This is a genomic window from Arenibacter sp. F26102, from assembly GCF_023015865.1.
Taxonomy (GTDB): domain Bacteria; phylum Bacteroidota; class Bacteroidia; order Flavobacteriales; family Flavobacteriaceae; genus Arenibacter.
In genome coordinates this window covers 1-11,849 of record NZ_JALKBC010000033.1, presented here as the reverse complement: position 1 = coordinate 11,849, position 11,849 = coordinate 1, and the positions used below count along the sequence as shown (strand labels likewise).

Here is an 11,849-nt window from a genome sequence, read left to right as displayed (position 1 = left end):
ACATTCGCGCCACCGAAGCTTTGGAAACTTCATTACCAACTTGGTGGCCAGCCTTATCGCCTACTCCTTTCAAGAAAAAAAACCGGGAATCAAATTTGAAACAGAAAACACCTCACAATTGACATTATTTTATTAAAAGCATAGATCGAACTCAGGTTTATAGGAAAATCTCAATTTATTAAATTGATTAAAGCTTTAGATAACATTGAAGCACAACATCTTATATCTCTTAAAAAGGACCCACACACCAACTATATAATAAACCATAAATATCATAAGCCCCTTTTAAAACATAAAGAAGAATTACTTATTAAAAAAAAGGAAATAAAGACTTTTGAATTTGATGAAGAAACGGGTACGATGAAATTTTGACTTACCATTAACAAATTTCAGAATCACCCAGATAATCCAGAATTCGGAGGTACAGTTAAATGGCCTCAAAAAATAATATTCGAACCCAATGTTGAATATATATTTGGCTTTTGGCAACGAGCTAAAGGCGACCTATATTTAACTCTAACCCCAATTGAAAACCTAAACAAATTACCAGTTCAAAAAAGAATTCCTAATCTTCCTATTTCATTACAAAAAGGAATTAATGATTTTTTAAATAATATGGGAAAAAACATTTAGAACCTTCAACACATTTCATAGCATTAGTCCTGAATAAGATTTGGGGTTGATTCTCTCCAACTCCAAATATAGAGGCAAAACAATTTAACGTTGCGTGAATACAAAATTATTTTTTTGACCTATTAACGGCTTTTTATGCTTATTCCTTCCAGAGAGAATACTATTTGGGATGTCTTCAAAAGCAGCGCAACCACCACCAAAATCATCAAAGTGTTTACATTCAAAACATATCAAATCTATTGGACTCATATTCAAACTTATTTTTTTACTATAGCTTCATTCTCTCTGTCATATCGATAATCAATAATCTTTCCACTAATAATTAAGGCGATTGCTTGTTCGATAGCTTCTAAAGGCACTATAAACCATTCCCTCGGCGTATGTCTAATTCCCTTCTTATCAAAAACATCTACTTCTAAACAAGAATTCCCAAAAAACTGATGTATTAACCCTTCAAATTTCTGGGCACTCATATTATAACACATCCAGGATGATTCTATTATAACCGGTGCCATTAAATAAGTCGGTTCTTTTTCGGCATTTTTAATACGGTCTTGAACGCTAGTAGAAGAATAGCCTATTTTGTATAGGTTTTCAATTGAAGCAATGTCCTCTTTTTCGCTTTTAGACTTTAGAACATAAATATGACCTGTTTCTTCATCTTCGGCAGTTATTCCTCCAAAGCTTTGAACTAATTCCTTATCAAGCTTCTCTTGGTTTGCTGTTACTCTTTTGCCATTCTTATATAATTCTGCAGATAGTGATCTCATAAGCATATCTGACTCCGTACCATTTTCGAATATACACAGTAGACGAGCATTCATTTTGCCCTTGTCGTCAGGCTCAAGTTTCCCTTTATGTGCTACATAAAGTAGAATTCCATTTAAAACAAAAAAATAACCAACATCTATCTGTTGTTCATTTTTGAACTTCTTTAATTTTCTTTTACCTTCTAATAGTTCTAAATGGCATTGAATAAATAAACTTTCATAATCATTAAAGTTCTTGCACTTTTTACGCCTTGCGACATAGCTGGGCATTGAAGTTTGCTTGGGTGTATGATTAAATTTAAATAAGCCTTCAGAATCATCTCCTAAAATATCAAGCGAGTCATCTCCAAGAATATCATCTATTGAATTAATTTCTTTCTTTTTCGTTTTTAACAAACCATATATATCTTGAGGTTCTAATACCATCATTTTGTTCTCATTCTCTCTTAATCCTTTAAGAGTTGAGTATAACTTATATTCAGATATATTGGTAGGGTCTGGTTTAGGTTCACGTTCATTCTTCTCAATAAAAGCGTTGACTTCATCAAAGGAAGCGGTTAGTCTTTCATCTGATGTGCGCGCAGCTGATTTTTTTGGCTTAGCATTGAGCAAGCCGAAAGGATCGTTTTCAAATATCTGGTTTAATATGCTGTCTTTATCCTTCACTATTTGCCGCTTTTTTATTTCTTTCTTGCTTTAAATAAATGATACATTCAGCCATTCTTTTCTCCTGTTCAATAGCAGAATTAATGTTAGGTTGTCTACCATGTGTTTTAACAAACTCTTGAATTTTAGGCCATAAGATTGCAGCCTCTTCAAAATCCATCTTAATACGTGTTGCCTCAATGGTTTCTTGAATTATTTTAAGGACTTTAGCCGAAACTGATTTAGATAATACTTCAAAGGCTTCTTGAAATGGATTTACCCTGTCAATTAAATCGATATGTATATCGTCAATATCAACGAAAGAGCCCGCCATTCTTATGAATCGTTTATCAGCTACCTCCTTGATTGTTCCATTTTTAATTACTGAATCTACTACCACATGTTGTCTTACTTCTTCTACTTGTTCATCTGTTAGGTCAGGATATTTGGTTCTAATAACTTTTGGTATTAAGACCTTATTGATTACTTCAGGGTCTACAGATGCATCGGGCATAGCTTTAAGCATTGTAGTATCTTGAAATATTGCGGCTTTTAAATCTGTAATATCATCTGCAACGATATCTTTTACGCGTTGCGAACTAGGTTCTTTTAAACCTCTAATTTTTATTTCGCCAGGTTTAGCTTTGTCATCATCAGAAACCTTTGTTTTAAACTTCCAATTTGGAGCTAATACCTGTTCCATTAATAAAGAAGCAGTTATAGCTTTAAGCATATTATTTACTGAAAGCTTTACTTCATCATCTGCAGCATCGGGCTGAGCAATAAGGTTCGTAAACTGAGCGTGTGTTTTATTATCACTATCTCTTGTTGCTCTACCAATAATTTGAATAATCTCTGTTAAAGAACCTCTATACCCAACGGTAAGGGCATGTTCGCAATAGGGCCAATCAAAGCCTTCCTTGGCCATTCCTAAAGCAATTATTATATCTATATCATCTACAGTTTTAATGTTTCTTAAATAGCCCTGTATCTTGTCTCTCTCCTTTTGGGTATCTTCTACTAGGTCTGCTATTTTTAGAATTTTTCCATCTGTTTTTCTTTTTACATAGATTACACCAGTTTCAGCATCTTGTTTTACGACATCGCCGATTGCATCAATAATAAAATCAACTTCATTATGCTTGTCTTTTGTAGATTCACCTGAATTAACACTTGGTATGTGTACAATAGTCTTTTTATCTGTGTCCAACACTTCTAAAATAGCACTAGTATATTTGCCTTGATAAAAATGATAACCTATACCCAAGGTTTGCAGATAGTCATATCCATTTAATTGTTCATAATAATTGTAAGTGACTTTAGTAAACTTTTGCTCATCTTCTGGCATTAAAATAGGCACACTATCTCCCCTAAAATAGGAACCAGTCATTGCAACAATGTGGGCTTTTGACTTGTCCATTATATTTTTTAAGATTTCTCCTAAACGATTATCTCCTGCTACAGAAACGTGATGAAATTCATCTATAGCTAATAATGTGTCATTGAATTTGGATTCATCTAATCCTTCACAAGCAAAACGAAGTGTAGCGTGAGTACAAATTAATATCTGTTCATCATTGTCCATAAAATTATGGAAAGCGGAAACCTTACTTTTACTTCCATCACTTCCCGGAGTACATAAATTATAATTATCCTTTGGTGTCCAATTGGCAAAAAAACCAAATTTCTTTAAATCTGTTTCAGAGAAGGAACTTCCAATTGAACGTTCAGGTACAGCTACAATAACTTTTTTAATGCCTTGATTGATGAGCTTATCTAGTGCTAAAAACATAAGAGCTCTAGACTTTCCCGAAGCAGGAGGAGACTTCAAAAGCATATATTGCGCATCACGATATTCAAAGGCACGTTCTTGCATTTCGCGCATACCAAAAGGGTTGGTACTTTTGCTGTTCCCTGTTTGTTGGTACTTTACGCTTACTATATCAGGCATATTACTTTTTTTTGTGAATTTTCTTATCTTTTTCTTCTTGTATCATTTTTTCATAGAGTTTAAAGAGATACTCTAAACGTTCTTCGTCACTACTAAATGGTGTACTTCGATAACAGCGTTCCACAGCTAAATCGTTTTGCCGATGCGCTTCTCGAAGCCCCTCTGGCATTTTATCTGGGTCATATATTTGTGCCAATGTTTTTTCAGAATGTTTTAACCGTTCGTCAATTATATTTAATGCACTTTGGGTGAGTTCTTCTTTACGTTGTTTGGAAATTGGTGGAAAGGGAAATGTATTGTAACAAACCACGGGTGAATATCTGAAATCATTCTTAAGTCTTCCTGCTACAATATCAACCCAAAGCATATGTATCTTTGACATAAGGATTCCGAAAATATATAGTTCTGGGTCAAAAATAACTTGTGCAGAGTCAGACACAATAGTTTCTGAATCTAAAAAACCAAAAGGAATATATTCACGTCTCATTGAAGAAACTCTTGGAAGAATTATTTGAGACTTATTACATCTATTATTCATGCAGAATCTATAAGGTCTATTAGCGAAGGTTCTTGCGACATTTCCCGCTTTTAATCTAGACTTTTTTACTGATTCAAAAACTTCATTTAATAAAGGGATTTTTTTTGCTTCGTGATACTCTTCTTCTTCTATCCAAATACAAAACCTCTCTATATCATTAATATACTCTCTGGAACCAGATAATTTTTTTATATACTTTTCAATGGATGGACATTCATCTATCAATAATATTTTTTCTTTTTTAGAAAGAATTAAATGTCCGCCATCGTAGGGAATGTTTCCGGTTCTCATTTTTGGTAAATTTGATATTGGAGAATTAGAATTATTAACAACTATAGTTTTCGTATTTTTTAAATATGGATTAATATTCTGAACATTGGTAATCGCATGTTCATTAAAAATCATTTTTTTCTTAGAAGAGATATTTCTAACCCCTATTATTGAACAAATTACTTTGGCTTTATTCTTAGCGTTATTTGACCAAACAAAATCAGGATAAGCAAATCCAATTTCAAGTCCTTTGTTTAAGATGTAGGGCCACAACATAGGAACCTGGGTTCCTTGACAAATTGAATTCGTAGTAACAAAACAAAAAGAGGTGTTTGGACTACTTTGAATAAAATTGGCAGCTTTTAAAAACCAACAAGCAATATAATCAAGATTACCACTTTTTGGAATTCCAGAATTTAATAGTTTTAGGTCTTCTTTTTGTGCTTTGCTTTGAATTTTTGAACCTAAATATGGCGGGTTCCCTAAAATATAAATTTCATTTTTTTCCTCCTTAGGACAAACTTCTTCCCAATCTAATCGACATGCATTTCCTTGTACAATATTTCCAGCATCTGAAAGCGGTAACGTAGGGTTTGTTCTTCCAAATTCTTTAAAAAACTCAACATTCATTTGATGCTTGGTGAGCCACAAAGCAAGAATGGCAATTTCATGGGCAAAATCATCTAATTCAATACCGTAAAATTGAGAAAGTGAAATTTCTGAAAGCGCTAAAGAGCCCATTTCTTTAAAAATTTCCATTTCAAGTCTTCGCAATTCTTTGTAAGCAATAATCAAAAAGTTTCCACTACCACATGCGGGATCAAATATTTTAATGTTTTTTAGTCGGTATAATAATTGATTTAACTTTTTGTTATTTCCCTTCGCATTTTCAAACTCTTCTTTTAAGTCGTTTAAAAACAAAGGCTCTATAACCTTCATAATATTAGGTACTGAGGTAAAATGTTGACCTAAGGTTCCCCTATTGTCTGCATGATTTACAGCCTGAAACATTGACCCAAAAATATCAGGGTTAATATCTGCCCAATCTTGATTTCCGCTTTCAATCAGTACCTTTCTTGAACTTTTCGAAAAATTTGGTGCTTTATGTTTGTGAGCAAACAATCCGCCATTTACATATGGGAATGCATCTAAGTATTCAGGCAACCCAGTTCTTTTACTCTCAGGAGTATTAAGTACCTCAAAAAGTTTATCAAGGTACTTACATAAATCACTGCCATCTTCTTGGGTGTGTGAAGTAATAGCATTTGTGAATTGATTGTCTTTAAAGATGTCAGTATCCTCTGCGAAAAAGCAAAATAATAATCTAGAAAGAAAAATATTCAAGCTATGTAAAAACTCAGGAGAGTCGTTTTCGTTATCATTTTTGATTTCATCAAACAGCTTAGCCATCTTAACCGCTGCTTTAATATCTGCAGGGTTTTCCTCTTGTAGCTGGGCCTTTTCCATACCAGCCCACGGCAAAAAGAAATCATAGTTTTTTGGCAAATCTTTTATCGGGATATCAAGAGTAGTATTCATCTTGGTATCCTTGGCCAATAGAGTTTTATAATCTGTAGCTATTACAAAGCGTTGATCGTGTTTTATATCTTTCGCTATATTGGTAATAGACAGGTGTAAATCTTCATTATAAACTTCTTTAAAGAAGAGTTTTTTCTTTAAAGAAACCTCGCCTTCAACTTTAGAAAGGTTAGCAGAACCCTTTTGCAACCTTGTAACAGTTGCTTTGGGGAGATTGTAAGCTAATAGCAGATTATAAATGAAAGATTCCTTATCGAAATTCTTTATTAGCTTGGCAAGGTTGCTTTCTATTTGAGATATGTTCATTTAGCAGAATCTTTTTTTGTAGTAATATCTATCAAATTCATTACTTCTAAGGTTTTATACCAATAGTAAAAACCAGATTTATCTGGTTGTTTTTTTAGACGATTTAAGAAGTTCCAGTCTTGGTTCTCAATGTTTAAATCTTTTATTTCTTGTCCTATAAAATATTCGATAGGAGATAAATCTTTATACAATAATTTTGTTGTTAGGTAAGCTATCCGCGCAGCCGCTGGTATCGCGTCATCAATTCTAAAGTTTCCAACCATTAAAAACCCTGAACCAAAAGCACGTATTCCTTTTTGTAGCTCAACGAATTTAGCTTTTTCTTCTGTTGAACCTCTCCCCATTTTTGCTAGAATTGCGCAAGTATCGATAGTGTCTTGTAGTACTTTTTCTGTCGTTAATTTTGATGTTCCTGTCTTACGATATTCAATTTCCTGTATAGCAAAAGCTTCAAAGCTTTTTGCTATATTTTCTATGTTCTCCACCCTTTCAAAGAGCTTACTTAAATCAAACAACTGTTTACAAATCTCCATTGCAAATGGTTGTCGGTCTTTTCCCTTAAAATAGGGTATTCCTACAGTATTTGGAGCGAATGCGGTTAGCTTATCACCAGTAATGGCATCAATTGTTGGAACAACAATCATTGTTTCGCCATCTGTTTCAATCCATTTGGTGTTAACAGGTTTCTCCATTAAATCCGGATAAATAGAATCTTCTATTAAAACATCTAATAAAATGTTTCCAGAATATTTTCCTTTCGTTGCAGTATCAAAGGCAAAAGAATAATGTGCTTTTGGTACTCCTGGTTTATAACTACGGTGCTCATCTAATTCAAATGACTTGAAATTTGACGTATCAATAACTTTATTTAATATACCCTCTAGAGTTTCTCTTTTTGAATTACAAATGATATCAATATCAATGGAGAATCTATTTCCTTCTTCAAGTAATAAAACTAAGCTTGTGCCACCTTTGAAAATAAATTCAAGACCATTTGCTTTTAAGCGTTCCAATAAGTGCAGCGCATAAATCATTTTTTCTAAAATTGCTTTGTCAATTCTCTTATGCGCTGCCTGCTTTTTAAAATTATCTAACCACTCTTCAGTAAAACAATGTTCTTTTATCATTCGATTACGTCTTTAACTAAATGGAATAGGTTGTTCGTCATAAATTGTTTAATATCTTGCTCTTTATCTCTTCTTTTCGCATAACTAAAAAGTCTAGTATAATTAAGCGTATAGTTCTTTAAAGCATTTTCATAAATATGTGCCAATTCTGCTCCTTGGTAGATATAGAAAAGTTTTTGTTCTGTGAAAAGATCAACAAGTATTTTTTCTAATTGGGGGGTATAAAAAGTTACCTTTTTTTCAGATCTTTTTGAGATAGGTGATCTAGTAATAAGTTTTTTTATTACTACAGGCCATTGGCTTTCAGAAATATAAAAATCAATAGCCTTTTCATCTGGATTAATATAAAGGTCAAATTGAAATGAGTCTTTTAATTCATAATAAAGAGATTCAACAAAATCCTTCTCAATTTCAATTATTACAATTTTTTTACCAGATTGATGCTGTGCAAATTCGTTTACCCAATCAGTTTCCCATAGGCAAAATTTTACATCATCAAATCTCTCAGATATTATCCTTGCAAGTTTTAAGACCTCTCCCGAAAGATTTGGTTTGTACTTGGGTTTATATGAAATAGTGTAGTAACCTGTTCTCACTGATTTAATGACATTTTTTTTCTTTAAATCGTATATTCTCCATCCAAAAGTTCCTTCTTTAAGATTCGGTTCATAATGCCTGTAAAAGTCAAATAGCTCTTCTCTAGAAAAAACATCTTTATTCTTAAATTCCTCAATAAGTCTATTTTCAATAATTTTAGGCATTTATAATCCAATTTATGCCAAATATAGAAAAAACTGGCAAATATTGGAAATCAAAAAAATGCCAATAAAATTAAATACTGGCAAATATTGGAAATTAAGATCGCTGTGAGAAACTAAAATATAAATGAAGTAATCCGGTCAAAAAAAATAAAATAACTTTCCTTTAATAATTACTTAAATGGGCCAATTAATCTTATTAAATTGTTCAAAATAAACCTTAGCAACATTTTTTTCAATAGAATGGACGAATGCTATATTCCCCAATAACCAATCCTTAAAATTTCTTTGGGGCATTTTTGAAGTTTTCAAATGATTTATGACTCCGTTATTAAGGCAATGATAGAGGTGATGCTCTATCTCCATTTTCTTTTTTTTAGGAACAGTAACACTACCATTTTCAATATTCAATCCAGTAACCAAGAATTTACCACCCGCTTTTATGAACTTAGTCTTTCCGTAGTTAACAAAGAACTTTTCATCATTTATAATATAGTAGGCTGCCTTTTTCACCTTTCTTAACACTTCAATATTTCCAGAAAAAGTAATGTCATCAGCATAACGCGAATAATTCAAACCATTTTTAATGGCAAGCTCATACATTCTTTGGTCTAAACGCCTACAAACAAGATTGGAAATTTTTGGACTTGTCGGCGCACCTTGAGAAAGAACTCCTTGATTCAGTTTCTGAAGCTTATTCTTCAAATTCGATTCCGTTTTTTTAAACGATTCAAAAAAATAATCATTTGGCAGAACCGTTAATAACTTAGCCATATAGACTGAAAGGTTTGAGTGATAACCGAAGCTTTGAATAACTCCATAAATACGCTTTTCATTTATAGAATCGTAAAACCTTTGTAAATCCAATTTTAGAATGGCAGGTTGATTTAAGTGGACACTTGCATTTTTTAAAATTGAAGATTTCTTTTCAAAGCCAAAGCATCGTTCATGTGAATCTAGTTCATTCAATATATTAACTAATATCCAACGCTGTAAGTACTTTAAACTATCACTAGGAGTTTGAATGACTCTAAAACCACCACGTTTTTTTCTAATTTTAAATCTTTTGTAATGTTCAATTCTGGTTGATTCACATACTCTTAAAATTTCTTTGACAGGCACTTCGGCCATTTGACATAAGTGATAAAGTGTATAAATAACGGGAAGTTTATTTTTTTTAAGATTATCTCCGTAATTATTGATATCCGTTAAGAATTCATCGGAATGATTCACGGGTTCAGAAGTTGATTTTTCGGAAAATGGAAAGGCCATATGAGCAACTCTATTTTAAATAATGCGTAGCATATCCAGCACAACTCTCCCGAAGGGATATGTTGTACTGGATGTGTTGAAAAGTAACTTCAACCCTGAACAGACTACTGCCTGCCCATTCAAGTCTAATCTCCTTTAGAAAAGAACCTAAACCTGAAATTGCTTGCTCATTATGACCTCCCATTAAACTGTTTTGGTAAATAATTTATCTCTTTGATTAGAAAGTGTTCAGATTTTTCATAAGCTATATTTCTGTTTAATGCTTTTATTGTCTTTTTAGCTTCATAATATACTTGAATCCCATAATCTGTTAGTTCTAAATCCTTATCAAACAACCGTCGTTTTACTGCTTCTTTCATCATATCCTCATAGTCATGGGTCATCATACCTAGTTTTTGACAGATAGTAGGAACAGTATGCCCCGCTCTTTTCAACTTGATAATCCCGTATAGTGAAAAATCTATTTTACTTGCGGAACTAAATACCTGCTTATTTCTTTCAATTTGAAAGGTAAAAAACTCTGTTTTTACATCTTTAGTACCAAATTCTTTCAACAATGACAGCTCATAAGAAAGAGACTTTCTAAACTTTCTAGATATACTTATTTTGTCTTTTGAAAATCGAGGTATAAGTGGATTCCATCCATCTTTATTTGCCCAAATGATAGGTAAGGTATTGTTCGGGCTTCCATAGGAAAAAGATACTAAAGCTTGAGAATTTTCAAACCCAAGGGCTGTGTTATATTTTATATTTCCATTTTTGAGCTTTTTAGGATTTGTTAGTTTAGCTCCATAATTGTAACAAAACTCTCGATAATTATTATAGTTTCGATAACCAAAATTGTGTGAATCTCTTGCAAATGTTGGTTTAAAAATATTAGACTCGGGAATATGTAATTTGGTAAATAATTTATCTATCCTATTAATCGCATTTCTCATACCTGCAATACCTATAAAATGAATTTCTTCAAAATTATCAATATTACCCTCTATCTTTTCAGTATAAAAAGTCTCAATAGATTTTCCAGAACCTGTAAAATCATCTATCAAAACTAAGTAATACTTTTTCCCAATTTCAAAAATGAAGTCATCCAAAAAGGATACCAAATCTAATTTTTGGGAACTTTTCATTTTTCTGTGAAAATCTGTTTTTTGAAAAAAATAAGTAATCATACTACCACTTTTTCCAAAATCTCCAACGGGTAATACTATAACTTTTTCATGGCTTCTTAAGGTGGAAAATTGATTAGCAAATGCATTGTTAAGAATATCTTCAATTTCATAAGTATTAAAAACAGTCATATTCATTGCTATATGAACTGCGGTTTGTACTTCTGATTCCTTAAAGTTTTCAAGCCATTTGATTATATCTAAAGGAGCCACAATATTCTTTAATCTGGAACCAAGAAGATCTAAAGTAATATTATCTATTTCCTTACTAATTTTCATCAACATAAATATCGACATTAAAAGTCTAATAGAAAAATTGAATTATTTATAGAAAATGCTAGAATTAGATAAGGGGAAAAGTTATTCCTATTAAGACATACAACGATTCATGCTTAATCCACAAATCCCATAATTTTATGACTTAACCAAGGATCAAGAATAAAACTTGGGTCTAAAGTGAATAATTTATTTCTTTGCTCTTTAAATTTAATGGATGGACAAAGGAACCGATTTATCGTTATTGAGCTTATTTTTACCAGAGGGATTACTTGACTTTTTTGATATCGTCGGCTTTGAACAAAAGCCTATAAAGAACCCCTTGTACGACAATCGGTTGACTGTATTTCTGGAGGAGAAAAAGCAGGTGCCGGAGCGTTACAAAGATCACACCTTTAAGGCCAGTGGCTTTATGGAGCCCAGGGTCATCGATGATTATCCGATCCGCAGCAATCTGGTCAGCTTGAGCCTCAAGCGCAGGCGCTGGGATGTCCTGGTGGATGGAAAGTGGACCAAGGTAAGCCGTGATTGGGAGGACTTTATCGCACAGGGGACCCGCATGTCAAAGGAGTTCGCTGCTTTTTTAAAAGAGATC

At 32.7% G+C, this 11,849-nt stretch carries 9 protein-coding genes and 1 pseudogene; 2 read left to right on the top strand and 8 right to left on the bottom strand.

What is annotated here, in order from left to right:
* Positions 1-136 (top strand): annotated as a pseudogene (locus MWU78_RS21970) (IS982 family transposase); the annotation flags it as partial.
* 754 nt (positions 137-890) lie between these two features.
* Here the strand turns inward: MWU78_RS21970 and MWU78_RS22615 are convergent.
* From MWU78_RS22615 to MWU78_RS21930, 8 genes are all read right to left on the bottom strand, one after another.
* Positions 891-2,069, bottom strand: coding sequence for a GIY-YIG nuclease family protein (locus tag MWU78_RS22615; protein ID WP_247001915.1), 1,179 nt, complete (start codon positions 2,067-2,069; stop codon positions 891-893).
* The gene (locus MWU78_RS21960) at positions 2,059-3,999 is read right to left on the bottom strand and encodes a DEAD/DEAH box helicase (protein ID WP_247001912.1); all 1,941 of its coding nucleotides are present in this window, start codon (positions 3,997-3,999) and stop codon (positions 2,059-2,061) included. Before MWU78_RS21960 ends, MWU78_RS22615 begins: the two co-directional genes overlap by 11 nt.
* A 1-nt stretch (position 4,000) precedes the next feature.
* Entirely contained in the window at positions 4,001-6,652 is a 2,652-nt protein-coding gene (locus tag MWU78_RS21955) for a DNA methyltransferase (protein WP_247001910.1), read from the bottom strand.
* Positions 6,649-7,779, bottom strand: coding sequence for a nucleotidyl transferase AbiEii/AbiGii toxin family protein (locus MWU78_RS21950; protein WP_247001908.1), 1,131 nt, complete (start codon positions 7,777-7,779; stop codon positions 6,649-6,651). Before MWU78_RS21950 ends, MWU78_RS21955 begins: the two co-directional genes overlap by 4 nt.
* A complete protein-coding gene (locus MWU78_RS21945) occupies positions 7,776-8,540 on the bottom strand; it encodes a DUF6577 family protein (protein ID WP_247001906.1) in 765 nt (254 codons plus the stop codon). Before MWU78_RS21945 ends, MWU78_RS21950 begins: the two co-directional genes overlap by 4 nt.
* A 174-nt stretch (positions 8,541-8,714) precedes the next feature.
* A complete protein-coding gene (locus tag MWU78_RS21940) occupies positions 8,715-9,809 on the bottom strand; it encodes a reverse transcriptase domain-containing protein (RefSeq protein WP_247001904.1) in 1,095 nt (364 codons plus the stop codon).
* 10 nt (positions 9,810-9,819) lie between these two features.
* Positions 9,820-9,993, bottom strand: coding sequence for a hypothetical protein (locus MWU78_RS21935; protein ID WP_247001902.1), 174 nt, complete (start codon positions 9,991-9,993; stop codon positions 9,820-9,822).
* Positions 9,980-11,263, bottom strand: coding sequence for a hypothetical protein (locus MWU78_RS21930; RefSeq protein WP_247001900.1), 1,284 nt, complete (start codon positions 11,261-11,263; stop codon positions 9,980-9,982). Before MWU78_RS21930 ends, MWU78_RS21935 begins: the two co-directional genes overlap by 14 nt.
* A 208-nt stretch (positions 11,264-11,471) precedes the next feature.
* Here MWU78_RS21930 and MWU78_RS21925 point away from each other — a divergent pair.
* Positions 11,472-11,849, top strand: a 378-nt coding sequence (locus MWU78_RS21925; protein ID WP_247001899.1) for a hypothetical protein, incomplete at its 3' end; no start/stop codon positions are given.

Excerpts from the sequence above, each read along its gene's own strand:
- MWU78_RS21960 (WP_247001912.1), bottom strand. The coding sequence starts at position 3,999 with ATGCCTGATATAGTAAGCGTAAAGTACCAACAAACAGGGAACAGCAAA.
- MWU78_RS21955 (WP_247001910.1), bottom strand. The coding sequence starts at position 6,652 with ATGAACATATCTCAAATAGAAAGCAACCTTGCCAAGCTAATAAAGAAT.
- MWU78_RS21950 (WP_247001908.1), bottom strand. The coding sequence starts at position 7,779 with ATGATAAAAGAACATTGTTTTACTGAAGAGTGGTTAGATAATTTTAAA.
- MWU78_RS21945 (WP_247001906.1), bottom strand. The coding sequence starts at position 8,540 with ATGCCTAAAATTATTGAAAATAGACTTATTGAGGAATTTAAGAATAAA.
- MWU78_RS21940 (WP_247001904.1), bottom strand. The coding sequence starts at position 9,809 with ATGGCCTTTCCATTTTCCGAAAAATCAACTTCTGAACCCGTGAATCAT.
- MWU78_RS21935 (WP_247001902.1), bottom strand. The coding sequence starts at position 9,993 with ATGGGAGGTCATAATGAGCAAGCAATTTCAGGTTTAGGTTCTTTTCTA.
- MWU78_RS21930 (WP_247001900.1), bottom strand. The coding sequence starts at position 11,263 with ATGTTGATGAAAATTAGTAAGGAAATAGATAATATTACTTTAGATCTT.